The sequence below is a fragment of the Stenotrophomonas sp. GW821-FHT02D01 genome (assembly GCF_059421765.1).
In genome coordinates, this window is record NZ_JBWKVP010000017.1 from 1 (window position 1) to 23,664 (window position 23,664).

Annotated in this window: 28 protein-coding genes, 3 tRNA genes and 1 riboswitch; of the genes, 19 read left to right on the top strand and 12 right to left on the bottom strand. The window is 66.0% G+C overall.

The window, feature by feature from the left end; all coding sequences use genetic code 11:
• Position 1 precedes the first annotated feature (1 nt).
• From AC07UW_RS20115 to AC07UW_RS20125, 3 genes are all read left to right on the top strand, one after another.
• A tRNA-Gly gene (locus AC07UW_RS20115) sits at positions 2-77 on the top strand.
• A 66-nt stretch (positions 78-143) separates the two neighbouring features.
• Positions 144-217, top strand: a tRNA-Cys gene (locus AC07UW_RS20120).
• Between the two features lies 1 nt (position 218).
• Positions 219-917 (top strand): DUF998 domain-containing protein, encoded by a 699-nt coding sequence (locus AC07UW_RS20125; protein WP_495212733.1) that lies wholly within the window; start codon positions 219-221, stop codon positions 915-917.
• 46 nt (positions 918-963) lie between these two features.
• Here AC07UW_RS20125 and AC07UW_RS20130 read toward each other — a convergent pair whose 3' ends face one another.
• Complete coding sequence (locus tag AC07UW_RS20130; RefSeq protein ID WP_223494738.1) at positions 964-1,533, bottom strand: flavin reductase family protein; 570 nt, start codon at positions 1,531-1,533, stop codon at positions 964-966.
• A 177-nt stretch (positions 1,534-1,710) separates the two neighbouring features.
• Here AC07UW_RS20130 and AC07UW_RS20135 point away from each other — a divergent pair, with 177 nt between their 5' ends.
• Positions 1,711-2,415 carry an ArsR/SmtB family transcription factor gene (locus AC07UW_RS20135; protein ID WP_495212734.1) on the top strand — a complete coding sequence of 235 codons (705 nt, stop codon included), beginning with the start codon at positions 1,711-1,713 and terminating at the stop codon, positions 2,413-2,415.
• Positions 2,416-2,548: 133 nt separating this feature from the next.
• Positions 2,549-2,818 carry a hypothetical protein gene (locus AC07UW_RS20140; protein ID WP_089240177.1) on the top strand — a complete coding sequence of 90 codons (270 nt, stop codon included), beginning with the start codon at positions 2,549-2,551 and terminating at the stop codon, positions 2,816-2,818.
• 396 nt (positions 2,819-3,214) lie between these two features.
• On the opposite strand, the gene AC07UW_RS20145 is transcribed toward AC07UW_RS20140, so the two are convergent.
• Positions 3,215-4,297: an alpha/beta hydrolase family protein gene (locus AC07UW_RS20145; RefSeq protein WP_495212752.1), complete on the bottom strand. Its 1,083-nt coding sequence runs from the start codon at positions 4,295-4,297 to the stop codon at positions 3,215-3,217.
• Positions 4,298-4,447: 150 nt separating this feature from the next.
• Here AC07UW_RS20145 and AC07UW_RS20150 point away from each other — a divergent pair, with 150 nt between their 5' ends.
• Positions 4,448-5,281: an AraC family transcriptional regulator gene (locus AC07UW_RS20150; RefSeq protein ID WP_032976490.1), complete on the top strand. Its 834-nt coding sequence runs from the start codon at positions 4,448-4,450 to the stop codon at positions 5,279-5,281.
• A 3-nt stretch (positions 5,282-5,284) separates the two neighbouring features.
• Here AC07UW_RS20150 and crcB read toward each other — a convergent pair whose 3' ends face one another.
• Entirely contained in the window at positions 5,285-5,677 is a 393-nt protein-coding gene (gene crcB, locus AC07UW_RS20155; RefSeq protein WP_495212735.1) for a fluoride efflux transporter CrcB, read from the bottom strand.
• An 81-nt stretch (positions 5,678-5,758) separates the two neighbouring features.
• Positions 5,759-5,822: riboswitch (Fluoride riboswitch) on the bottom strand.
• A 22-nt stretch (positions 5,823-5,844) separates the two neighbouring features.
• The gene (locus AC07UW_RS20160) at positions 5,845-6,285 is read right to left on the bottom strand and encodes a helix-turn-helix domain-containing protein (protein WP_223880016.1); all 441 of its coding nucleotides are present in this window, start codon (positions 6,283-6,285) and stop codon (positions 5,845-5,847) included.
• A gap of 78 nt (positions 6,286-6,363) precedes the next feature.
• Between AC07UW_RS20160 and AC07UW_RS20165 the strand changes: the two genes are divergently transcribed.
• Together AC07UW_RS20165 and AC07UW_RS20170 are read left to right on the top strand one after the other, a co-directional pair.
• Entirely contained in the window at positions 6,364-6,573 is a 210-nt protein-coding gene (locus tag AC07UW_RS20165; protein ID WP_025875167.1) for a helix-turn-helix domain-containing protein, read from the top strand.
• Between the two features lie 351 nt (positions 6,574-6,924).
• The gene (locus AC07UW_RS20170; protein ID WP_025875165.1) at positions 6,925-7,161 is read left to right on the top strand and encodes a hypothetical protein; all 237 of its coding nucleotides are present in this window, start codon (positions 6,925-6,927) and stop codon (positions 7,159-7,161) included.
• Between the two features lies 1 nt (position 7,162).
• Here AC07UW_RS20170 and AC07UW_RS20175 read toward each other — a convergent pair whose 3' ends face one another.
• Complete coding sequence (locus AC07UW_RS20175) at positions 7,163-8,212, bottom strand: 4Fe-4S dicluster domain-containing protein (protein WP_495212736.1); 1,050 nt, start codon at positions 8,210-8,212, stop codon at positions 7,163-7,165.
• Complete coding sequence (locus tag AC07UW_RS20180; protein ID WP_336026599.1) at positions 8,209-8,493, bottom strand: hypothetical protein; 285 nt, start codon at positions 8,491-8,493, stop codon at positions 8,209-8,211. Before AC07UW_RS20180 ends, AC07UW_RS20175 begins: the two co-directional genes overlap by 4 nt.
• 180 nt (positions 8,494-8,673) lie before the next feature.
• Here AC07UW_RS20180 and AC07UW_RS20185 point away from each other — a divergent pair, with 180 nt between their 5' ends.
• Both AC07UW_RS20185 and hemN read left to right on the top strand, forming a co-directional pair.
• Complete coding sequence (locus AC07UW_RS20185; RefSeq protein WP_312107777.1) at positions 8,674-9,114, top strand: group III truncated hemoglobin; 441 nt, start codon at positions 8,674-8,676, stop codon at positions 9,112-9,114.
• A gap of 44 nt (positions 9,115-9,158) precedes the next feature.
• Positions 9,159-10,568, top strand: a complete 1,410-nt coding sequence (gene hemN / locus AC07UW_RS20190; RefSeq protein ID WP_495212737.1) for an oxygen-independent coproporphyrinogen III oxidase — start codon at positions 9,159-9,161, stop codon at positions 10,566-10,568.
• A 9-nt stretch (positions 10,569-10,577) separates the two neighbouring features.
• Here hemN and AC07UW_RS20195 read toward each other — a convergent pair whose 3' ends face one another.
• Both AC07UW_RS20195 and AC07UW_RS20200 read right to left on the bottom strand, forming a co-directional pair.
• Positions 10,578-11,057: a hypothetical protein gene (locus AC07UW_RS20195; protein WP_495212738.1), complete on the bottom strand. Its 480-nt coding sequence runs from the start codon at positions 11,055-11,057 to the stop codon at positions 10,578-10,580.
• A 176-nt stretch (positions 11,058-11,233) separates the two neighbouring features.
• Positions 11,234-11,320: transfer RNA gene (locus AC07UW_RS20200), tRNA-Leu, on the bottom strand.
• A gap of 154 nt (positions 11,321-11,474) precedes the next feature.
• On the opposite strand from AC07UW_RS20200, the gene AC07UW_RS20205 reads away from it, so the two are divergent.
• From AC07UW_RS20205 to AC07UW_RS20225, 5 genes are all read left to right on the top strand, one after another.
• A complete protein-coding gene (locus tag AC07UW_RS20205; RefSeq protein ID WP_495212739.1) occupies positions 11,475-12,458 on the top strand; it encodes a TraB/GumN family protein in 984 nt (327 codons plus the stop codon).
• A gap of 58 nt (positions 12,459-12,516) precedes the next feature.
• Positions 12,517-12,969, top strand: coding sequence for a BLUF domain-containing protein (locus AC07UW_RS20210; RefSeq protein WP_234003447.1), 453 nt, complete (start codon positions 12,517-12,519; stop codon positions 12,967-12,969).
• A 111-nt stretch (positions 12,970-13,080) separates the two neighbouring features.
• On the top strand, positions 13,081-14,367 hold the full coding sequence (locus tag AC07UW_RS20215; RefSeq protein ID WP_495212740.1) for a nucleotide sugar dehydrogenase: 1,287 nt from the start codon (positions 13,081-13,083) through the stop codon (positions 14,365-14,367).
• A 44-nt stretch (positions 14,368-14,411) separates the two neighbouring features.
• A complete protein-coding gene (locus AC07UW_RS20220; protein WP_313248988.1) occupies positions 14,412-16,034 on the top strand; it encodes an FMN-binding glutamate synthase family protein in 1,623 nt (540 codons plus the stop codon).
• A gap of 62 nt (positions 16,035-16,096) precedes the next feature.
• Entirely contained in the window at positions 16,097-16,558 is a 462-nt protein-coding gene (locus tag AC07UW_RS20225) for a GNAT family N-acetyltransferase (RefSeq protein WP_495212741.1), read from the top strand.
• 25 nt (positions 16,559-16,583) lie between these two features.
• Here AC07UW_RS20225 and AC07UW_RS20230 read toward each other — a convergent pair whose 3' ends face one another.
• Both AC07UW_RS20230 and AC07UW_RS20235 read right to left on the bottom strand, forming a co-directional pair.
• The gene (locus AC07UW_RS20230) at positions 16,584-17,831 is read right to left on the bottom strand and encodes a TIGR03862 family flavoprotein (RefSeq protein WP_495212742.1); all 1,248 of its coding nucleotides are present in this window, start codon (positions 17,829-17,831) and stop codon (positions 16,584-16,586) included.
• Positions 17,818-18,252, bottom strand: coding sequence for an FKBP-type peptidyl-prolyl cis-trans isomerase (locus AC07UW_RS20235; protein ID WP_025878883.1), 435 nt, complete (start codon positions 18,250-18,252; stop codon positions 17,818-17,820). Before AC07UW_RS20235 ends, AC07UW_RS20230 begins: the two co-directional genes overlap by 14 nt.
• 69 nt (positions 18,253-18,321) lie before the next feature.
• On the opposite strand from AC07UW_RS20235, the gene AC07UW_RS20240 reads away from it, so the two are divergent.
• The 4 genes from AC07UW_RS20240 to AC07UW_RS20255 all read left to right on the top strand — a co-directional run bounded on the left by AC07UW_RS20240 (position 18,322) and on the right by AC07UW_RS20255 (position 21,403).
• Positions 18,322-18,687, top strand: a complete 366-nt coding sequence (locus tag AC07UW_RS20240; RefSeq protein WP_495212743.1) for a DUF6164 family protein — start codon at positions 18,322-18,324, stop codon at positions 18,685-18,687.
• A gap of 265 nt (positions 18,688-18,952) precedes the next feature.
• Positions 18,953-19,720: a sulfurtransferase gene (locus AC07UW_RS20245; RefSeq protein WP_495212744.1), complete on the top strand. Its 768-nt coding sequence runs from the start codon at positions 18,953-18,955 to the stop codon at positions 19,718-19,720.
• Positions 19,721-19,842: 122 nt separating this feature from the next.
• On the top strand, positions 19,843-20,838 hold the full coding sequence (locus AC07UW_RS20250; protein WP_223494765.1) for an LLM class flavin-dependent oxidoreductase: 996 nt from the start codon (positions 19,843-19,845) through the stop codon (positions 20,836-20,838).
• 67 nt (positions 20,839-20,905) lie between these two features.
• Complete coding sequence (locus AC07UW_RS20255; protein ID WP_025878887.1) at positions 20,906-21,403, top strand: pyridoxamine 5'-phosphate oxidase family protein; 498 nt, start codon at positions 20,906-20,908, stop codon at positions 21,401-21,403.
• A gap of 110 nt (positions 21,404-21,513) precedes the next feature.
• Here AC07UW_RS20255 and AC07UW_RS20260 read toward each other — a convergent pair whose 3' ends face one another.
• Together AC07UW_RS20260 and AC07UW_RS20265 are read right to left on the bottom strand one after the other, a co-directional pair.
• Positions 21,514-22,167: an exopolysaccharide biosynthesis protein gene (locus AC07UW_RS20260; RefSeq protein ID WP_495212745.1), complete on the bottom strand. Its 654-nt coding sequence runs from the start codon at positions 22,165-22,167 to the stop codon at positions 21,514-21,516.
• The gene (locus tag AC07UW_RS20265; protein WP_495212746.1) at positions 22,151-23,455 is read right to left on the bottom strand and encodes a hemolysin family protein; all 1,305 of its coding nucleotides are present in this window, start codon (positions 23,453-23,455) and stop codon (positions 22,151-22,153) included. Before AC07UW_RS20265 ends, AC07UW_RS20260 begins: the two co-directional genes overlap by 17 nt.
• Between the last annotated feature and the right edge of the window lie 209 nt (positions 23,456-23,664).

The following is a 23,664-nucleotide window of genomic DNA, read 5'->3' on the forward strand; positions in this document are numbered from 1 at the left end:
TGCGGGAATAGCTCAGTTGGTAGAGCGCAACCTTGCCAAGGTTGAGGTCGCGAGTTCGAGTCTCGTTTCCCGCTCCATGTTCCGACAGGCCCCATCGCGGGGTTTTGTCATGTCAGGGGCGTCGTTCCTGATCGCAGTACGTTGGCCTCATGGCAGAGTGGCTATGCACCGGATTGCAAATCCGTTTACAGCGGTTCGATTCCGCTTGAGGCCTCCAATTGAAAAGCCCTGACTTCGGTCAGGGCTTTTTTCTTTGTGCGGACCCCTGGCGCCAGCAGGGGTACCAAACTGCACATGCGACCCGGCGGGACCGGCTGCTAACGTCGCCGCACTTCTCTTCAACGGTGGTGACTGCAGTGCGGAACCTGGCGATCCAGCAGGCGGTATACGTTCCCCTCGGCGCCATGCTGGCGCTGATCGCTTTTGCTTTCACCGTGCCCGGCTACCACCCGCTCTCCCAGCACCTCAGCGAGCTGGGCCTGATACCGGGGCTGCCAGCCAAGGCGGTGCAGGTCGGCGCGGTGGTCAGTGGCTCGGCCATCATCGTCTTCAGCCTTGCGTTGCTCGCACAAAGCCGCCGTTTCGCGCTTACGGTGCTCACCTCCACCCTGTTCGGGGTGTCCATGGTCAGCAATGGCGTCTTCACCACGGGCAGCCCGCTGCATGGCCTCTATGGCATCGGCATCTTCTCGATCCTGACCCCGCTGCTGTTCCTGGCTGAGCTGGGCCCTGCTGCGTCGACGCGTATGGTCTGGATTGCGCGCGTCACTTCGCTGCTGGGGATGGCCTATCTGTGGCTGATGCTTTCCGGCTTCGACCCTGAGCCTTATCGCGGCGTCACCCAGCGCATCGCGCTGCTGCCGGCGTTCGGTTGGTACACCTTCGCCGCGCTGGAGCTGCGTCGATCCCGCGTCTGAATCAGCGGCTTCTTCTACCCCTGGTTCGCAATGCGCAGCCAAGGGTTCAGGCAGGCAAAGGCAAAGGATCGTCAGCGCGGAAATTGCGCGCCACCGGCGTGGTGGTGCCCACATAGTGACGGAACAGATAGATCAACGGTGCCCAGCGCTGCACGTCGATGTGCTGGGTACCGGCAACGGTGATCGCCTCGTGCGCATGCACCCGGCAGATCCGTCCTTCGACGATCATGAAGCCCTGATCCTGGGTTCCGCTGGGCCGGTGCGAGGCGAGCAGCGCGACCTCCACCTGCAACGGGCATTCGGCAATCGCCGGCGGGGCCACCTGCACCGAGTCGACGCGGCTGAAGCCGCCCAGTGCGAACTTGTCAGGCACATGCACGTACCCCATGGCGCGCTTCGACTCCGGCACGGGGTTACGAGCAGTGGCGCGGGCGATGGCTTCAACCTGCGCCGCCTGCGTGGCATCTGCGAAGTTCAGTACGCATTCGCCGCGTGCCAGAAGGTTGCTGCAGCCTTGGCCCTGTTCGCCGATGCCGAGCACCACGCGGTCGCCCAGCGCCCAGAATGATGAAAGCGGACTGATGTTCGCACTGCCGTCTTCATTCAACGTAGTCATCAGCACTACCGGTGTTCCCGGGTAGAGCACGGAGGGGGTGATGCAGCGGCGTTGGAAGTCTTCCGGTGGCATGCCTGAGCTCGTGGGGTGCGGGCGATGACTGTGCCCTGTGCAGGGGCGCGCATGCTTCGATCCGGGTCGAACAATGCGCGGAAAGCGGCATGCCACAATGCGGCCATGGTCCAGACCTCCCGCTCCTTCATCCATGTCGGCACGCTGGTCGGTGACCACGCACGCGCGGCCATGCTGTTGACGTTGATGGATGGACGGGCGCACACGGCGTCCGAGCTGGCCGGCGTGGCTGGCATCTCGCCGCAGACCGCAAGCAGTCATCTGCGGCGGTTGCTCGACGGCGGCATCCTGGCCGTGGCGGTGCAGGGACGCCACCGCTATCACCGGCTCGCCTCGACCGAGGTCGCCGACATGTTGGAAGGCATTCTGCGTTTCAGCGATCAACGGCCACCGCTCTCTCCACGAACCGTACAGGTCGATGCCGGCTTCCGTCGGGCGCGCACCTGCTACCGGCACCTGGCGGGTGAATGCGCTGTCGCCATCTGTGACCACCTGCTGAGCACCGGAGCGATTACCGCGGCGGCAGACCACTGGCAGATGACGGCTCATGGCGCCGCCATCCTGCGCGCGGTGGGTCAGCCGCTGGAAGCGTTGATCGCGCGATCGCCACAGGTGACGCCCGCGCGATACTGCCGCGGCTGCCTGGAGTGTACCGAGCGGCGCCCGCACATGGCCGGCATGGTCGGCGAAGCACTTCTGGAGAGTTTCCTGCAGAACCACTGGTTGCGTCGCCTCGAGGGGCGGCGCGACCTGCAGGTGACACCCGACGGGCAGAAGGCATTCCGGAGGCTGTTCGACGTACATGCCTGAGGCCCACTCCGCACCGCTGACAGTCTCAGTCGGCCACGACATTGCGACGGGGTATGGTCGAGTTCTGGTCTTCGGGAGCAGCAATGGCAGGCAAGGACATGAGGGGCCGCACGCACGATGCGGCTGGCCGGCAATGAGCAGATCCACCGCAGATGTGCGCTGGCTTACATTCCGGCTGAAGAACGGGCAGTCCATCGGCCCCGATCAACTGAAGGACGGCTGGGTCCTCGCCTCGGAGAGCCGTCATTGTGACGTGCGCCGCGAGCGCATCGAGGGCGCAGGCGTGGTCTATGCGCTGTATGGCCCGCCTGACCTTCCGTCTCCCCGGCGCGCTGAGTTGCGCATGCGCGACTTCCTCATGCGCTCCGGCTATACCTTCACCATGGGTACGCTCGGCCACTGATGCGGCCGGTCATTGCTACGCCTGGATTTGCCGCCGATGCGGACGGCATCGACAACGTCGGAAGGCGCGAACCGGCTCCCGAGCTGGAAGCCGGCCGGTGTGCAGGTCAGGGCGACGGGCAATCCATTTCCCTGCAGAGGCGATACTCGAGGTCGCACTGTGCAGAAGTGGGGCCACCGGGATTATGGGTGGCGCGAAGGCACTGCTGATACCTCAGGTCGCAGAATTCGCAGGTGCCGGCAGCGAACGCGAAACCTGAGACTGCTACGGCAAGGAACATCATGGTCTTCAAGGTCGTCTTGATCATCACATCAGTCCCTTGTTTGCCCTTCAATGGGCGAGGCCACAATAGCAGTCGTTGCCCGGCATGCCTGGTGCGGTGCCGCAAGTTGCGGATCAGGACGAAGTTTTTGCCGCGTTCAATGCCTCGACGATCTGAGAATCCGTAAAGCCGCAGTGGCCTTCGCCAATCGCTGGCAACACGCGCGGCAATGGCGTGGCGCCAGCGCGCTCGGCCAGTTGCGGATACACCGTCTGCATGTGCGGCACGATGCTCGGGTCGTTGTTGTTGAACTGGATCACCAGCGGTCGCTTGAGCGCGCCGGTCAACGCCAGCTTTTCGCGCACGTATCGCTGTGCCGGCGCAGCAGGTGCCAGCCGCTGCACGCCCGCGTTGAACGCCTTGTCGTCACCGAATCCGCGGTAGACGGTCGTAACGTTGCCGACCGGCATGCCGCCGGCGCGCGTGGCCAGTTCGTGCAGGATCATCGCGTGCAGGCTGATCGTGCCCGGCAATGCCTCCACGCTTACCTGCAGCCGTGCAGCCAGTTGCGCAGCCACGGCCGGCCGGGTCTGAAGCGCGGCGGCGATGCCTTGATAGAGCTCCATCTGCGGCAGTGCCGCAGCTTCCGCCGATGCCAGGCCCTGCCGGGGCAGTCCCTTGGCTTCGGGGAAAAAATAGTCGAACGCCACCAGGGTGGTCAGCAGGTCATTGGCCAGTTGTTCGCCAGGCAGGTTGGCCCCGCACAGCGACACGCCACCGGCGTAGTGCTGTGGCAGGCGTTCGAGGGTGGCGATGGCCACCGCACCGCCCATCGAAAAGCCGAGAATCCAGGTGCGACGCACGTCCTTCAGTTCGGACAGGGCGTGCGCGCGCAGGCGTTCCATGTCCACGATCGCATCTGCCACCGCCCAGCCCTGGCTGGCATAGGCGCTCTGCGCCACGGCGTAGCCTGCTGCAAGCAGGCTGGCGGTGCTGTCGTTGGCCGGCATCGGTGATGGCTGCGGCACGCCGACCGGCTCATAGCCATGCGCCAGCATCACCAGTTCGCCGTTCCAGCCGGTGGGCACATCCAGGCGCCAGCGTGCGCCCTGCAGCTCGCCGCTGGAGGTACGCGGCGTGGCGGGCGGCACGGCGGCCTGCGACACGTGCGGCAGCAGCAGGGCCAGTGCCAGGACCAGCCGGTGGAAGGTTCGCATCATGGTGTTTGCCCTGGCTGGTGCGGTCTGCGCGGAAGGTGCCGCCTGTATAGCGCTGCCCCTGCACGGTGGCTAGCCCCTGACGCAACGCAATCGAATTCGATACGATCTGCCGTATCTGCTCCCTTCCATTTGATCTGGGGTCCCGCCATGGTCGATCGCCTCGCCATCCTGCTCGAACGCTTCGCGGTCACCGCCTCGGTGTTCCATGCCGGCGCGCTGTGCGGCATCAACAGCCTGGAGGCCGAAGGCGACGCCGGCCAGCTGCACCTGGTGCGGCGCGGTCCGTTGCAGGTCAGTCATGGCACGCAGACGGTGCAGGTCGACGTTCCCAGCCTGCTGCTGTATCCGCGCCCGCTGCCGCATCGCTTCCACACCGATCCTCAGCACGGCGCCGACATGGCCTGCGCCAACCTCCATTTCGAGGGCGGCAGGCTCAACCCGATCAGTGCTGCGCTGCCGGATTTCATCTGCCTGCCGTTGGCCGAACTGTATGGCGGCCATGCCGCCCTGGAGCTGCTGTTCGAGGAGGCATTCGAGCAGCGCTGCGGTCGCACGGTGATGGTCAACCGCCTGTTCGAGGTGGTGATGATCCAGGTGCTGCGGCAGTTGATGGAGGGGGGCGAGATGCGCGGCGGCCTGTTCGCCGGGCTTGGCCATCCACGGCTGCGGTTGGCGCTGGTGGCCATGCACGAGGCACCCGCCCAGGCCTGGACACTGGAAGATCTGGCCGACGTTGCAGGCATGTCGCGCAGCGTGTTCGCCGCCAGTTTCCGCGAGGCCATGGGAACCACGCCCGGGCAGTATCTGCAGGGCTGGCGGGTAGGCCTGGCGCAGCAGGCGTTGCGGCAGGGGCGACCGTTGAAACGGATCGCCGACGAGGTTGGCTATGGCAGCGAGGCCGCGTTGTCTCGGGCGTTCAAGGCACACACCGGGCAATCGCCACGGCAGTGGCGCGGACAGGCGCGCGCTGCTGCCGGTTGAGCGTCACCCCAGCGCGAGCCGGGTCAGCTTCATGCCGGCGAACAGCCCGGCCAGGCCCAGGGCTACCGAGCCGCCGGCGTACAGTGCGGCCAGGCCATGCTGGCCCCGCTGCAGCAGCAGGCCGGTTTCCAGCGAGAAGGTGGAGAACGTGGTGTAGCCACCAAGAATGCCGGTGGCCAGCAGCAGGCGCAGTTGCGGCGACGCGCCGTTGCGCAGCGCAAACGCCTCGATCACCACGCCCATCAGCACGGCACCGCTGATGTTGACCAGGAACGTCGACCAGGGCCAGGTGCTGCCGGCGGCCACGCGGGCGCCGATCAGATTGCAGGCATGGCGCAGGCAGGCGCCGACACCGCCGCCCAGGAACACCAGCACATAGTTGTTGAACGTCTGCATTGCTTGCCTCGAGTGCGTGTTCGCAGGTTCGACGGCGTACGCAATGGCGGGCACGGCCTGCCATCGACGAACGCCGGGTTCGTCGCAGCAGGAGCCATCAGCCATCTCAGGCGGTTATCGGGGGAGCCCCATCCCCATCGACCGCCATGCTAACAGCACGCACTGGGTCAGGGCAGGGCAGTCATCACCACGCGTGCGACCTTGCCGCGGCTGACGCCCTCCATCAGCAGGTCATGGGCCATCAACCCCAGCGTGGCCTCACGGCGGTAGCCGACTTCCAGGCCACGCTCGGCAAGGATGTGGGCGACAAGCTCATAGGCCGCTTGCCAGACATCCAGATGGGCTTCGCTGGGCATGTGCATGTAAGCCGTGCCGCGTTCGCCGACACCCCGTCCCAACGGGCCGAACAGCAGCTCTCGCGGGTCCAGCTTCACCGCGTCGGCGATGCGGAACAGCTGTTCGGCTTTCACGTGGTTGGCCTTGACGTGGTCGTTGAGCCAGTTGCTGACCGTTGCCGTCGTCGTTTCGGCGGCACGCGCCAGGTCGGCAGGGCGTGCGTGCCCGGCGTCCTTCATGGCGACCGCGAGTCGTTGTCCAAGAGTATTCATCTATGCAAGCCAGCTTAACGCGTGGAAGCGAAAGAGGCCTTGGCGCAAGAATAAGTTTGATGATGAAAGGGATCGAAAATGGACGAATTCTGGAGCAAGCGGCAGGTCCGCACGCGGCTGGGCTTTTCCACCGACGCAGAGCTCGCCAGGTTGTTTGGAATCAGCAGATCCGCTGTCTCGCAATGGCCTAGAGGCTTTCCCATCCCGCCGCTCAGGCGCTACATCCTGCAGCAGCGATACCCTGCGTTGTTCCCGATGGATGACGACTCGCACGACGAAACCGCATGAGATGCGTCGATGGTTGTCGCAGACAAGCCGCCAAGATCGATTTGCTAAGTATGCTTAGCAACATAGACAGAATCGATCGACGTGTTCCCAGCGATGGTCCGATCTGTGATGGCTACCCGGGTTCGCCGGCTGGCGTTGTCGACATCGGCACGGACGTTTCTGATCCCGGTCGCTACGGCCTTTCATGAACGATTAATAATTTCAATCGCGAAAGTCGCGGCCTGTAATTGACGTGTCGTGAAATCTATGACTAATTGGCATCAACCGGCTGTGAAGGCGGGGAGTCTTTCAGTAGCTCGCAAGTGAATCGGTCGACCGTCAACGATGCAGAACAAGTCCAACGGAGGTCGTATGGAATACGGCATGCATGGCTTGGCTGAACGGGTACGCCGCGAACTGGAAGCCAGTTATCACAAACACGGATGCGGTCCGGCGTTCTGGGATACCTACCAGCAGGTGCTTGATCGTCTGGTTCCGCAGGGGACCGGGCGAACCGATGTCACCAATGAAATGGCGCTGATCATCGAACAACTGGGCATCGTCCGCCGCGCCCAGCTGGTACCGCCGCGCCCGGGCGACCCGGGCTGATTCAGAGCAGGCGCCAAGCGCCGCACACCAGCAGCGCCAGCAGCAACGATGCCAGGGCCGTGGTGCGGGGACGCCACCACCGGCGCGGCTGGCCTGCCATCACCTGCGGGCTGCAGTAGCGCACCAGGCTGGGGCCGAAGCCTGCCTGATGCTGCTGCTGGGTGCAGGCTTCCAGACAGGCACCGCAGGCCAGGCAGTCGGCCTGTGGACCTTGGCGGATGTCCAGGCGCATCGGGCACGCGCGTACGCAGGCCATGCAATCGAGGCAGTCGCCCAACCGATCCGCACTGAAGGTGGGCATCGGTCCGGCCAGCAGTGGATGCGCGGCGCGGAAGACGTAGTCCTGCGCAGTGGTCGGATCGAGCAGGCCACGACTGCGGCCGAGTACGCCGCCCAATGCCGGCGGGCGGGCGCCGCGCGGCTCGCCACGGCATGGGTCATACAACATGCGTGGGGTGTGCGGGTCGGTCAGCAACGGCTGCATGCGCGCGAACGGACAGAGTGATCGGCACACCTGCTCGCGCAGGAACCCGGCATTGCCCCACGTGGCGCCGGCATAGAACAGCACCCAGAAGGTCTCCCAGCCACTCCATGCGCCATCGAACGCGCCGGTGACCAGTTCGCGGATCGGGCTGAACAGCCCGACGAACGTGATCCCGGTCCACAGCGACAGCAGCAACCAGGCCAGCTGGGTGGCCGGTCGCGCCAGCTTTGCTGGCAGCACGCGGGCCAATGCCTGCGCGATCCCGTCGAACGCTCGTGTCCACAGCGTCTGCGGGCAGGCATGTCCGCACCACACGCGCCCGGCCAGGTGGGTGAGCAGGGCCAGACCCACCGCCATCACCGCCAGCAGCCCCAGCAACACGCCGATGTCATCCGGCCATAGGGTCCAGGCGAACAGGTCGAAGCGGCGCGCGTTGAGGTCCAGCAGCAGGGCCTGCCGTCCATCCCACTGCAGCCACGGCAGCGCATGGAACAGGACCAGCAACGCAAGGCCCAGGGTGCGGCGCCAACGCCATGCGCGCAGGGGCGAGGATGCGGTGATGCTCATCCCAGTGGCAGCTCCTCATCCTCTTCGTTCGGCACCGGCCGCAGCAGGTAGCCGGTCACCGCGCTGGAAAGTGCGGTGACCGCCCAGAACATGAAGAAGCCTGCGGTGTAGCCCAGTTCCCGGCTGATGGCCGTACCCGGGAAGCTGATCGCCTGCAGCCGCAGTGGATCGACGAAGGCGAAGAACACCACGCAGGCCAGGCCGGCGGCGATGAAACTGGGCCACAGGACTGCACCCCAATGCTGGATACGCCGCTGGCGGCTGGAAGTCGGTGTGTTCATGCGGGTTCGGGTTGAAGAAGAGGGCGGCGCGTATACTTCGCCGTGGTTGGCGCAGCATCCGCAGGGCATGCTTCCTGCAAGCGTGCCAGCCTAGGTGCGCCGCAGTGCGCTGACATTGATCTGGATCAACAGCGGTGGTGGCGGCATACGGCACACTGCCGATCCGCACTTGGTGCCCTGATGAACGCAACGCCCACGACTGTGCTTCCCATTGCTTCGCCAGAGTTGTGCAGCGAGGAGGAAGTGACCCGGTTGGTCCACGATTTCTATGCGCGCGTGCGTGAAGAGGAGCGTCTGGGGCCGGTATTCGAAGGGCATGTGCGCGACTGGCCGGAACACTTGGCCCAGCTCGTCGATTTCTGGTCGGCGATGCTGCGCGGGACCCGCAGGTTCAAGGGCTCGCCGATGTCCAAGCACATGGCGATCGATCTGGAAAAGGATCTGTTCGACCGCTGGCTGGTGCTGTTCCACATCACCACGGCCGAATGCAACAACCCGCCCATGCAGGCGCTGGCCGACGATGTGGCCGCCCGCATCGCCGACACCTTCTGGCGCCGCTACCAGATGCTACGCTGGCCGCAGGTCATGCTGCCGGTGCTGGGCGTGCCCACCAGGGATTGATCTGGGTCAAGGCGCACCTGCAGGCTTGGGGCGATGCTGGCGCCATGGACACGTTCTCTCCCGCTGCCGGTGGCCTGGCCTGGACCTTCGATCCCGATATGCTGCGCCGGCATGACCGTCCCGGCCCGCGCTACACCTCCTATCCCACCGCGCCGCACTTCCATGACGGCTTCGACGCACCCGCGCTGCGCCAGGCGATCGCCGACAGCAACCCGTTGGCGCGCGCGTTGTCGTTGTACGTCCACGTCCCATTCTGCTCCAGCCCCTGCTTCTACTGTGGCTGCAACCGGGTGATCACCCGCGACCGCGGGCGTGGGCACAGCTACGTGTCACGCGTGCTGGCCGAGGCGGACCTGCTGGCACCGCAGTTCGCCGACGGTCGTGAAGTGATCCAGCTGCACCTCGGCGGTGGTACGCCGAATTTCCTCGATGCCGATGCGATGGCCGCACTGGTCGAGGGCCTGCGCCGCCGCTTCGATTTCAGCGATTCGTCGCAGCGTGATTTTTCCATCGAACTGGACCCGCGTTTCATCTACACCAGCGACGTGGCGATGCTGGCCCGGCTGGGCTTCAACCGCGCCAGCCTGGGCGTGCAGGATTTCGACCCGCAGGTGCAGGAATCGATCAACCGCGTGCAGGGCGTGCGGCAGACGCTGGATATCCTGCGTGCGTGCCGCGACAGCGGCATGCGTTCGGTCAACGTCGATCTGATCTACGGCCTGCCCGGGCAGAGCCTTGAGGGCTTCGGCCGCACCCTGGAGCTGGTGCTGGCGCTGCGTCCGGATCGACTGGCAGTGTACGGCTATGCGCATCTGCCTCACTTGTTCCGTGCGCAGCGGCAGATCGACGAAAGCCGGATGCCTTCACCGGAAGACAAGCTGGCGCTGCTGGGCCTGGCTGTGGAGCGCCTGTCCGCAGCCGGCTACCAGTACATCGGCATGGACCACTTCGCGTTGCCGGAAGAAGATCTGTCGCGTGCCCAGCGCGCCGGCCAGCTGCATCGCAACTTCATGGGCTACACCACACACGCAGACACCGATCTGCTCGGCCTTGGCGTAAGTGCGATCAGTCACATCGGTGCCACCTACAGCCAGAATCCGCGTGACCTGCCGTCGTGGGAGCGCGCGGTGGACCAGGGGCAGCTGCCGGTCTGGCGCGGCGTCGCACTCAGTGCCGACGACCAGCTGCGCGCCGAGCTGATCCAGCAGTTGATGTGCCAGGGTGAGGTGGATGGAATGTCACTGGCCCAGCGCCACGGCATTGATTTCGAGACCTACTTCGCCGAAGACCTGCAGGCCGTGCAGCGCCTGCAGCAGGATGGCCTGGCCGAGTACCGCGATGGCGTGGTGCGTGCCAGCGAGCCCGGGCGGCCGTTGCTGCGCCTGCTGGCGATGTGCTTCGATCCCTATCTGCGCGCTGCGCAGGAGCAGCCGCGTTATTCGCGGGCGATCTGAGCGCGGCCCTCAGCGCTTGCCGACGCCGCGTTCGGGGTGGCGCGCGGCCATGCCACCACTGGAGGTGGTGCTCCAGTTGCCGCTCAGATCGCGCACGCTGGTGGAGTAGGAGCCGTCGCTGTACTCGGTGCGCCACCGGCCGCTCAGGTCACGCTTGCTGACCGAGTAGCTGCCGTCACTGTACTGGGTGCGGATGTTGCCGCTCAGGTCAGTGCTGCTGTTGGAGTAGCTGCCATCGCTGTGGGTGGTGCGCTTGCGGCCACTCAGATCGGTGGTGGTGGTCGAACGGCTGCCGTTGCTGTGCTCGGCGGTCACCCGGCCGGACAGGTCGCGCTTGATGCGGCTGGACGATCCGTCAGTGTTGCGGATATCCAGGCTTCCGTCGAGGTTGCGATGACTGTCCGAACGACTCTGCGCCGATGCCGGTGCGGTAGCCTGGGCGAGCATCGCGACCAGCGCCAGCGATGACGCGATCCCTATCCACTTCATGGCTGATCTCCTTGTGCGCGGTTAGGCGGCCGGGGCGGGGCGTTCGATTCTGCCATGCCGGCCTGAAGGCGTCCTGATCGCGGAAACGGCAGCTGAGTGGCCGCATTCTCTCCGGCGGGCTGCTGTGCGCAACCAGCGGTGCGGACCCTTTGTGGGAGCGTCAATGCTTGATTGGGTGGTGCCCGGAGCCGGAATCGAACCGGCATGGGGTTGCCCCCGGCGGATTTTAAGTCCGATGCGTCTACCAGTTTCGCCATCCGGGCCTGCAGCGCGCGCCGATTGTAACGGAATCGCCGCCGCTGACGCCGCCTAACGCTGCTTTTACGCAGTCGGGCGCGGGGCTGGGTACAGTCCGCCAACGTTCCCGGGAATGGCGATATGCGTGCACGTGGCAGGCGATGGATCGGATGCAGTGCCGTGCTGGGACTGATGCTGGCGATCGGCCCGGCCGCCGCGCAGCAGGGGCCTGCGCCCACCGGGGCGGTGGTGGACATGGCGACGGTGCAGGTGACCGGCGAACAACCCGGCCCCGGCCTCTGGAAGGTCACCGCTCCACAGGGGCATGTGTTGTGGATCCTGGGCACGGTCTCGCCGTTGCCGAGCGGTGTGCAATGGCGCTCCGACGAAGTCGAGCGGACCATTGCCAGCGTCGACCATGTGCTGGGCGATCCGGGTTTCGCCCTCGATGCGAAGATCGGTGTGTTCAAGGGCCTGACCCTGCTGCCACTGGCATTGAAGACCGCGCGCGATCCGCAGGGGCGCACGCTTGACCAGATCCTGCCGCCGGCAACGCACGCGCGCTGGCTCGGCCTGAAACAGACCTACCTGGGCAATGACCGTGGCGTGGAAAAGGACCGTCCGCTGGTGGCCTCCGGCCGCTTGTACCAGGCCTTCCTCAAGCGCAACGGCCTGCGCGATGGCAAGCAGATCAAGGAAGCACTCGGGCGCGCGTACAAGGCGCACGATCTGAAGCCGGAAGACGTGCAGGTCAAGCTGAAGGTCGACGACATCCGTGGCACGTTGAAGGAGCTGCAGGCCACCGAAGTCGATGACCGCGCGTGTTTCGAACGCACGCTCGACACGGTGGAATTCCAGGCACCGGTGCTGCGCGAGCGCGCCAACGCCTGGGCGCTCGGGGATGTCGCGGCACTGCGCCGGCTGTCGGGTTCGGCGATGGCCCAGACCTGCCGCGAACTGCTGCAGGATTCGGCCTTCGTGCGCCGGCGCGGCTGGAGCGATATGCCGCAGCAGGTACGCACGCGCTGGCTGCAGGGCGTGGATGCGGCGCTGAGCGGTCACCCAGGCACCTTCGCGACGGTGCCGGTCAGCCTGCTGCTGGGCGAGGGCTATCTGGATGCGCTGGTGCAACGCGGTTATCAGGTCGAGTCGCCGCCGGAATAGCCAACGCTTGAAGTCCTCGTGCTTCCTGTCATATTCCTCTGCACTCAGGAGGGGAGTGATGGACATGCCGTTGCATGCGTACGCTTATGTCAGCACGGCCAGGGAGGGACTGGACGTGCCCGAGCTCGATGCATTGCTGGCCGATGCGACCGCGTTCAACCGCATGGCCGGGGTGACCGGGGCGTTGATGTTCGATGGCAGCCGTTTCCTGCAGTACATCGAAGGCCCACGGGATGGGCTGGCTTCGGTGCACGCGCGGATCGGCAACGCGCGTCGCCACGGCAGCATCATCCAGCTTGCCGCAGGCCCGATCCCGAGCCGCTGGTTCCCGCGCTGGACGATGGCCAACCGGCACGTGGATGCGGCGACGCTGGGCAGCATCGTGGCGGCCCCGTGGCATGGTTTCAGCCTGGGGCAGGAGCCCCCGGATCATGGCTTCTGCCTGTTGTTGCGGGCCTGGACGGGGCGGCACGGCGAACTCGAGCCGGCGGCCGTCAGCCTCGGATCCTGATCCGGGCGTGGTCTGGCGCCGCTGCCGCGGTTAACCTTGTCGGCATGTTTGCCTGCACCCGGACCCTCGCATGACCCAGTGGACACCGTTGCCGCCTGCTGGACGCCGCGCATGAGCGCGCCGATCGGCGCAGCACAGATGCCGTCCCCGGCCATCATCGGCCTGGGATATGTCGGGCTGCCACTGGCGGTGGCGTTCGGCCGCCAGCTGCCCACCCTGGGATACGATATCGATTCCGCACGCATCGCCGAACTTGCCGGCGGGCAGGACCACACGCTGGAGATGGAACCGGATGAACTGGCCAGCGCGTCGCTGCTGCGCTACAGCAGCGATCCGGCACAGCTCGACACCTGCAACGTCTACATCGTCACCGTGCCCACGCCGATCGATGCCTACGAGCAGCCTGATCTGGAGCCGCTGCGCTCGGCGACGCGACTGATCGCCAGCCATCTGCGCGCCGGCGATCTGGTGATCTACGAATCCACCGTCTACCCGGGTACCACCGAAGAAGTCTGCGTGCCGCTGCTGGAACAGGGCTCCGGCCTGCGCTTCAACGAGGATTTCTACTGCGGCTACAGTCCCGAGCGGGTCAGCCCGGGTGACCGCCAGCGGCGCCTGGCCGACATCCGCAAGATCACCTCCGGTTCAACGCCGGACGTGGCTGCGGTGGTCGATGGCCTGTACCAGCGGATCATCACCGCTGGCACGTTCCCGGTGCCGTCGATGCGGGTCGCCGAAGCGGCCAAGGTGGTGGAGAACATCCAGCGCGACGTCAATATCGCGCTGGTCAACGAGTTGGCCCTGATCTTCGATCGCCTCGGCATCGACACCCAGGATGTGCTCGACGCCGCAGGCAGCAAATGGAACTTCCTGCCGTTCCGGCCGGGGCTGGTGGGAGGCCACTGCATCGGCGTGGACCCGTACTACCTGCTGCACAAGTCCGAAAGCATGGGCTACCACCCCGACCTCATCCACACCGCCCGGCAGGTCAACAACCGGGTGGGCGAACATGTGGCCAAACGCGTGCTGGCGATGCTCGCCGAGCGTGGCCGCATGCCAGCGCACTCGCGCATCCTGGTGCTGGGCGTGACCTTCAAGGAGGACTGCCCGGACCTGCGCAACAGCCGCGCGCTGGAACTGGCCCAGCGTCTGGCCGGCAGCGGCGCGCAGGTGGACGTCAGCGATCCGTGGGTGGGGCCAGCTGCCATGGCGGACGAGGGCGTGAACTGGCTGGCCGAGCCGGTGCCCGGCAGCTACGACGCGGTGGTGCTGGCGGTGGCGCATGAGAGCTTCAAGGCGATGGACGATGCCCATATCCGCAGCCTGTTGGCGCCCGGTGGGCTGGTCTATGACGTGAAGTCCGCCTGGCCGCGCAGCGTGATCGACGATCGCCTGTAGGTGCATGCGCGGTAGACTCGGGGCAGTTGCAACCGAGGAACGCCATGCACCGGTATATCGTCTACCTGCTCGCCATCCTGATGTTTCCGATCTGCCTGTGGCTGGCCACGATCTGGCCGGCCTGGTACTGGGGCGTCGGCATTACAGCTGCGATGGTCGCGCTGGGGACCTGGGACCTGCTGCAGAAACGCAGCACCCTGCGCCGCAACTATCCGGTGATGGCGCACTTCCGTTATGGCCTGGAATCGATCGGCCCGGAGATCCGCCAGTACTTCGTGCAGAGTGATCTGGAGGATGTGCCGTTCTCGCGGCAGCAGCGCGCGCTGATCTACCAGCGCGCCAAGAACCAGATGGACACGGTGCCCTTCGGGACCCTGCGCAGCACGTATGCGGTGGACTACGAATGGATCAACCATTCGCTGGCGCCCACCACCATCGCCAAGCATGATTTCCGCGTGCTGATCGGTGCGAACTGTGCCAAGCCCTATTCGGCAAGCGTGTTCAACATCTCGGCGATGAGTTTCGGTTCGCTGTCGGCCAATGCGATCCGCGCATTGAACGAAGGCGCACGCCTGGGTGGTTTCTACCACGATACCGGCGAAGGCTCGATTTCGCCGTATCACCGTGAGATGGGCGGTGACCTGGTCTGGGAGATCGGCTCGGGCTACTTCGGGTGCCGTGATGAGAAGGGCGGCTTCAGCGAGGAACGCTTCGTTGCCAATGCCAACCACGATCAGGTGAAGATGATCGAGATCAAGCTGTCGCAGGGCGCCAAGCCTGGCCATGGCGGGGTGCTGCCGGCGCCGAAGGTGACGGCCGAGATCTCGGTGACACGTGGCGTGCCGATGGGCGTGGACTGCGTGTCGCCATCGCGCCATTCGGCCTTCTCCACGCCGGTTGAACTGCTGCAGTTCGTCGCCCGCCTGCGCGAACTGTCCGGTGGCAAGCCGGTTGGTTTCAAGCTGGCCATCGGCCACCCGTGGGAATGGTTCGGCATCGCCAAGGCGATGCACGAGACCGGCCTGCTGCCTGACTTCATCGTCGTCGATGGCGCCGAAGGCGGTACCGGCGCGGCGCCCGCCGAGTTCGTCGATCACGTGGGTGTGCCGATGCACGAAGCACTGCTGCTGGTGCACAACACCCTGGTCGGCCTGGACCTGCGCGAGCACATCCGTATCGGTGCTGCCGGCAAGATCACCAGCGCGTTCGATATCGCCCGCACCATTGCGATGGGCGCCGACTGGTGCAATGCAGGGCGCGGTTTCATGTTCGCGCTGGGCTGCATCCAGTCGCTCAGCTGCCATACCGACAAGTGCCCGACCGGCATCGCGACCCAGGATCCGGCACGCTGGAAGCATCTGGATGCACCGGACAAGGCCACGCGCGTGTACAGCTTCCACGAGCACACCCTGCACGCGCTGAAGGAGTTGCTGTGCGCGGCGGGCTTGAACGATCCGGCCGAGCTCGGCCCGGAACACATCCTGCGCCGGGTGTCGCCGGTCGAGATCCGCTCGCTGGCCTCGCTGTATCGCTACCTGGAACCGGGCGAGCTGCTGCACAAGGTGCCCGACCACGCGGTGTTCCATTCGTTCTGGGCGGACGCACGCAGCGATTCGTTCCAGCCGCCACCGAAGATCCAGGCGCTGCGGGCCAGCAAGTCGCGATGACCCGCGTCGCAGGGCCGAGCCCATGCTCGATTGCACGAAAACCATCCATGCAAGGAGGCTGCATGCAGTTCAGGACGGGTACCGACGATGATGTGGGCACGCTGTGGGCCCTGCGAACGCGCTGCGTACGTAAGCTGTGCAGCAGCCACTATCCGCCGGAGGTGATTGCACCCTGGTCGGCATCGCCGCCCCCGGTGCAGTATTCACGGCTGCTGGGGCAGGGCGGCTGCGTCGTAGCCGAGGATGACCGGGGCAATGTGCTGGGGTTCGGTGTGCTCGATGCCGAGGGCAACGAGATCGACGCGCTGTTCGTCGATCCGGATCGGGGCGGGCAGGGTATCGGCCAGGCGCTGATGCAGCGGTTGCTGGCTCTGGCTGATCCGACGCGCGAGGTGGTGCTGTCGGCCTCGCTCAACGCGGTGCCGTTCTACCAGCGTCAGGGCTTCGTCGCCGAGCGCGAGGAACTGTATCCGCATCCCAGTGGCGTGGCATTGGCGTCGGTGAAGATGCGCCGGCCGGGGTGAAATTTCCGGCGCTATCGCGCGTTGATCAACGCGCGGCCAACCACGCGGTCACGCCCTCTGCCGCACGCAGTCCGCTGGCATAGCACGCCGTCAACAGGTAGCCACCGGTCGGCGCTTCCCAGTCCAGCATCTCTCCCGCGCAGAACACGCCGGGCAATGCACGCAGCATCAGGCCCTCGTCCAGCGCGTCCAGGCGCACGCCGCCGGCCGTGCTGATCACCTCGGCCATCGGCCGCGGGCGCAGCAGGCGCAGTGGCAGGCGCTTCAACGTGGCGATCACCGCGGCCAGATCGTTGCCGGCATCCTTGCCCAGTGTTTCGAACACCAGTGCGGTCTTCACTGCGTCCAGTCCAGCCTGGCGACGCAGGTGCTCGCCGAAGCTTCGCCCCTTGCGCGGCTGCGAAAGGTCGGCCAGCAGCCGTGCCTCGTCGCGGCCCGGAACCAGGTCCAGCCACAGCGTGGCGTGGCCGTCGCGGTTGATGGTATCGCGCAGATCGGCCGACAGGGCGTAGATCAGGCTGCCTTCGATACCGTACTCGCTGGCCACGCACTCCCCTTGCAGGGCGCGGGGCTCACCGTCGAGGCCATGCCAATGTGCGACGACCGGCTTCAGTGGTGCGCCCGCATGGCGTTGCGCGAAGAACGGCGTCCATGCAACGTCGAATCCGCAGTTGGCCGATTGCAACGGCGCGATATCCACGGCGCGGGCCTGCAGCGCTGGAATCCATGCGCCGTCGCTGCCCAGCTGCGGCCAGCTTCCGCCGCCCAGTGCCAGTACGGTCGCATCGGCACGCACCTCCAGTTCGCCGTTGTCGGTGGCAAAACGCAGTGCGCCGTTGTCGCTCCAGCCCAGCCAGCGATGGTTGACATGCAGGCGCACGCCCTGTTCCTTCAGCCGGCGGACCCAGCCGCGCAGCAACGGTGCCGCCTTGCGGTCGACCGGGAACACCCGGCCGGAACTGCCGACGTAGGTCTCCACGCCGAAGCCAGCGGCCCAGTCGCGCAGCGCCTGCGCGTCGAAACCATCCAGCCAGCGGCCGACGCGGCTGGCCTGCTCGCGGTAGCGGCTGTCGAACAGTGGACGTGCGTCAGAATGGGTGAGGTTGAGCCCACCCTTGCCGGCGATCAGGAATTTGCGGCCCGGCGAGCCCTTGGCCTCGTACAGATCGACATCCAGGCCTGCCGCGCGCAGCCGCTCGGCGGCAAACAACCCGGCCGGGCCGCCGCCGATGACGGCGATGCGGCGCGGCGGGCGGGCGTCACTGTTGGACATTGAGCAGCTCGACGTCGAACACCAGCGACGAACCTGCCGGAATCGGGCCGACCTGGCGGTCGCCATAGCCGAATTCCGGCGGAATCATCAGCGTACGCTTGCCGCCGACCTTCATGCCGGCGACGCCTTCATCCCAACCGCGGATGACCTGGCCCGCGCCCAGCGTGAAGGTGAACGGCTCGCCGCGCTCGACCGAACTGTCGAAGGTCTTGCCGTGCTTGTTGTCGGCGCGCTCGTCATAGATCCAGCCGGTGTAATGCACGCTGACCTTCTGGCCCGGCACGGCCTCGGCACCGCTGCCCGGCTGGGTGTCGATGCGCTCGAATGTGGCAATGGTGCCCCCCGGTGGCGGGCCGGACGGCTCCGACGAGCAACCAACGGCGGCGAGGGACAGCAGCAGGGGAAGCAGCAGGCGGCGCATCAGGCGTCTCCAGGGGCGATGAGTCGAGGGCGGCAAGGTTAGCGCATCGGCGCCGGGTATCATGGTGGCATGGCAAAACTCCTGCTCAACCTGCGCAATGTCGGCAACGACGAATATGCCGATGTCTGTACGCTGCTGAACCAGCACGGCATCGCTTGGTATCGCACCGAACCCAGTCCGTGGGGCATCTCCAATGGTGGCCTGTGGCTGCGCGAGGATGCCGACCAGCCGCGTGCCAAGGCGCTGATGGCCGAGTACCAGGCGGCCCGTGGCGTGCGGGTCCGTGCCGAGCGCGAACAGGCCCTGCGCGACGGCACTGCCGAGACCTTTGGCAGCCTGTTGCGCCGCCGCCCTGTGTTCGTGGTGCTGGTGCTGCTGGGCATGGCGGTGGCGGCGGCACTGGTGCTGCTGCCGTTCATGCTGCTGCGGGGGTAGGGGTGTTCGGCCGGGTTGCACCCGGCACCTGCAGAGGCCTTCAAGCAACATCACAAGCGGCTTTCCGTGGGATGGCGGGGCAGTGTGGGTTTGCGGGGCCGCCGTGAACCCATCCTTGGGGGCTTGGTCGCCGCATCCATGCGGCTCACACCCCGCAAACCCACACTGCCCCGCCTTCGACAGTTTCCGGTGTCTGTAGATCCACGACATGCGTGGATGAACGGTGGAGGCTGATGCGGGGGCGGTCAGGCGCTAAAATGGCGGGATGATCGCCAATACCGCTGCCTATCATTTCGCCGTCATCGACGCCCCTCAGGCCCTGTGCGACCAGCTGCAGGCGCGTGCCGAGGCGTCCGGCCTGCAGGGGACGATCCTGGTGGCGGGTGAGGGGCTGAATCTGTTCCTGGCGGGTACGCCGTCCGCGATCGATGGCTTCTACGCGGAACTGCGCGCTGATGCGCGCTTCGCCGATATGCGGGTCAAGACCAGCTTCAGCGAGCACCAGCCGTTCGCGCGGCTGAAGGCCAAGGTCAAGGACGAGATCATCAGCTTCCGTCGTGACGATGGCCAGCCGCTGGACTACCCGCGCGCGCCGGCCATCGATCCTGCCACCGTGCAGCGCTGGCTGCGGCAGGGGCACGATGATGCTGGCAAGCCGGTGGTGATGCTCGATACGCGCAACCTGCAGGAGATCGAGTACGGCACCTTCAAGGACGCGCTGGTACTGCCCATCCACAAGTTCACCGATCTGCCCGAAGCCTTGGCACCCCATCGCGAGGCGCTGAAGGACAGCACCGTGGTCAGTTTCTGCACCGGTGGCATCCGCTGCGAGAAGGCGGCGCTGTGGATGCTCAACGACGGAATGGAGAACGTGCTGCAACTCGATGGCGGCATCCTCGGCTACTTCGAGGAAGTCGGCGGTGAGGGCTACGAAGGTCGTTGTTTCGTGTTCGACGAGCGGGTGGCGCTGGATGCCGAACTGAAGCCGTTGGTGGACGAGCCGTTGCCCGAGCCACGCCCCAGCGCGTTCTGACCCTTCCACATTGGCCTGCGGGCCTGAACCGGCCAGGCAGGAATCAGCGTCCCGCCACCGGCACTGGCCGTGAGGGCAGGGCGACCCCATCAAACGGGGATCTTGTGACGGAAAACCGCCTGATGATCCCGTTGTCGATTCTCGACCTGGCCCCGGTCTGCGAGGGCAGCGATACCACTGCCGCCTTTGCCAACATGCTTGAGCTCGCCCAGCATGCCGATGCGCTGGGCTACCGCCGCTACTGGCTGGCCGAACACCACAACATGCCTGGCATCGCCAGTGCTGCCACGGCGGTGCTGATCGGCCATGTGGCCGGTGGCACCCAACGCATCCGTGTCGGCGCCGGCGGCATCATGCTGCCCAACCATGCGCCGCTGCAGGTGGCAGAGCAGTTCGGCACCCTGGCCTCGCTGTACCCCGATCGCATCGACCTGGGCCTGGGCCGCGCGCCGGGTACCGACCAGCCGACCGCCCGCGCCCTGCGCCGCTATTTCGACAGCGCCGACCAGTTTCCGCAGGACGTACGCGAACTGCTGCATTACTTCGAACCGGTGCAGCCGGGGCAGGCGGTGCAGGCCGTGCCGGGTGGCGGCCTGCGGGTGCCGACCTGGATCCTCGGTTCCAGCCTGTTCGGCGCACGCATGGCCGCCTCGATGGGCCTGCCGTACGCCTTCGCCTCGCACTTCGCCCCCGATTCCATGGATGAAGCGCTTGCGGTGTATCGCCGCGAATTCCGCCCTTCGGCCACGCTCAAGCAACCGCACGCGATGCTGGCGTTGAACGTGGTGGCCAGTGACAGCGAGGCCGAATCGCGCCGGCTGTTCACCAGCCAGCAGCAGAGCTTCGTCAACCTGCGTCGCGGCCGTCCGGGCAAGATCCCGGCGCCGATCGATGACATCGAAGCGTTCTGGCAGCCCCACGAGAAGCTGGGCGTGGAGCGGGCGCTGGCGTGCACCGTGCTGGGTGATCCGCAGCAGGTCGCCGATGGCATTGCGGCGTTCGTCGAACGCCATCAGCCCGACGAATTGATGCTCACTGCAAACCTGTACGACCATCGCGCGCGCCTTCGCTCGTTCGAGCTGGCAATGCACGCCTGGCATGCCCGCCACGCGGGCTGAACAATTGCGTCACGGCAATTTGCGGTGCGGACGCGTCTGATGGGGACTTCCACTTCCGGAGTCCCCCATGGACGAATCGCGTACCGAGCACATTGCCCAGCTGGCTGAACTGATCAAGGACGTGGAGGTGGCGATGTTCACCACCCGTGGTGTCGATGGGCGCCTCTACAGCCGTCCGCTCGGCACCCAGCAGGTCGCCTTCGATGGCGACCTGTGGTTCGCCACTGCGGCTGACAGCCCGAAGGTGGCCGAGATCGCGCTCGACCCGCGGGTCAACGTGGCCTATGCCTCGCCATCGAAGAATACGTATGTGTCGGTAGCCGGCGTGGCACGGATCATCGATGACCGCGCGAAGGTCGAAGAGCTGTGGTCGCCGGCGATGAAGCTGTTCTTCCCGGGCGGCCCGGATGACCCAAGCCTGCGCTTGATCCACGTGCGTGCAGAGACCGCCGAGTATTGGGACGGACCGGGCACGCTGCTTGGCTCGGCGTTGAGTTTCGTGTTGTCGGCGGTGCAGGATGAGCCGGCACGGTTGGGCGACAACGGTTTCATCGATCTGCGTTGATCCCAGCCCGTGGTAACGCGGGTTGATCCGGGCCCGTGGTAGTGCCGGCCGCTGGCCGGCAATCAGGGAAACGTGGCAGCCGGCCAGCGGCCGGCTCCACCATGGTGCGCTCAGAACCAGCGCTGGAACAGGTCGACGGTGTAGCCCACCAGCTGCCCGGAACTGAAGCCGAAGAAAGCGATCGCCACCAGCGCAGCCACCCAGTTGAACAACATCAGCGCGCCGTCGCGTTCAAGCAGGGCCAGCGCGAACAGCAGCAACTGGAAGCCGAACAGATAGTTGGTGAACGGAATCGGCAACGACAGCAGCAGGCCCAGCAGCACCAGCAGCAGGCCGCTGAAGGCGTGGGCGGGAGCCGGGGTCAGCAGTTGCGGTATGCGCGGCTTGAGCATGCGGTCGAGGCGGCGCAGGGCACCATCGATGCGATCCAGGAACTGGTGCATGGTGCCGCGCTTCGGCCCGCGACGGGCAATGAAGCCGGGCAGCCAGGGCCGGCGCATGCAGAACAGCATCTGCAGGCCGATCAGGATCACCAACGGACCGCTGACTGCGCCGCCCAGCCCCGGGATGGGGATGAAGGCCGGCAGGATGGCGACGAACAGGAATACACCAAAGGCACTCTGCTGCAGATCCTGCAGGATCTGCCCCAGCTTCATGTGCTGGGCCGGGTCACCGAAGGCGAACATCGCCAGCAGGGTCCGGATGCCCTCGTTGCGGTACTCCGGCGATGCAGCGCCGGGGCCGGCGTCAGGCGGTGAGCTCATCGGCCTGCTCGTCGGACAGGGTGCGAAGCAGCAGTTTGTCCACGCGCGCACCGTCCAGATCGACCACCTCGAAGCGCCAGCCGGCCCAGTCGAAGTACTCGCCCGCGTGCGGGATGCGGCCGAAGAAGTGGATGCACATGCCGGCCAGGGTGTAGTAATCGCCATCCTCGGCGTCGGGCAGGTCGTTGCTGCCGATCAGCTCGCGCAGGTCCTCGATCGGCAGCGAGCCGTCCACCAGCAGCGAGCCGTCCTCACGGGTCACCACCAGCGCGTCCTCGTCGGCATTTTCCGTTGCCTGCAGGCGGCCGACCACCGCGCCCATCAGGTCGCTGATGGTCACCAGGCCCTGGATCTCGCCGTACTCGTCCACCACCAGCGCCATCGACTGCTGTTCTTCGCGGAAGATCTCCAGCAGCTTCATCGCATGGGTGGATTCGGAGACGTACAGCGGTTCGCGCAACGTCTGGAACAGCGCGTTGTCGCCGCGTGCCATCCGCGTGGCCAGCGATTTCAGCTCAAGCACGCCGACCACGTCCATGTCGTTGTCGCGGTACACCGGGTACCGCGAGAACTCGTGCTCGGCCATGATCTCCAGGTTCTTGTCCAGGCCACCCAGCGTATCCAGCCAGGCGATCCGGTTGCGCGGGGTCATCAGGCTGTCGGCGGTACGGTCGCCCAGGCGCATCACGCGGTTCATCATGTCGCGCTCGTGGCTGTCGATCACGCCGGCCTCGTGGCTCTCGGCCACCAGCATGCGGATCTCCTCTTCGGTCACCGACGCGACCTCGTCCTTGCCCAGGCCGAACAGGCGCAGCACCAGCTGGGTGGTCTTGGACAGCAGCCAGACGAAGGGGAAGGCCAGCTTGGCCAGCCAGCTCATCGGCAGCGCCACCAGGCCGGCGATGTCCTCCGAGCGGGTCAAGGCCAGTCGCTTGGGCACCAGTTCGCCGAAGATCAGCGTGATGAAGGTGATGAAGGTGACTGCAAGGGCCTTGCCGATGCCGCCGGCGTAGGCGAAGCCCGGCATCAGCCCCTGGATCCAGCCGCCGATGGCTTCACCCAGTGCCTCGCCGCCGAGGAAGCCGGTCAGCACGCCGATCACGGTGATGCCGATCTGGACGGTGGACAGGAAGGCTTCCGGCTTCTCCGACAGCTCCAGGGCCTTGGACGCGCGCTTGGAGGTGCCGGCCAGCTGCTTCAGCCGGCTCTTGCGCGAGGTCATGACCGACATCTCGGACATGGCAAAGAAGCCGTTCAGCAGAACAAGCGCGAAAACAATCAGGATCATTTCAAACACGGGCATCGTCCCCGGTTGGTGGCAGGGAGGGCGGGTGCTTGCGATGGCGGCAGGCGCTCAGGAACGGGGTCCGGCGCGGCGCTGGGGGATAAGGGTCGTCGTCCATAAGGTGCGCCCGAAGGCGCGCTGGCATCTTAGCAAAGGGCCGTGGCTGGGTGGCAAATGCCTGTTCAGTTTTGGGCGTCCCGACCCCCGGAAAG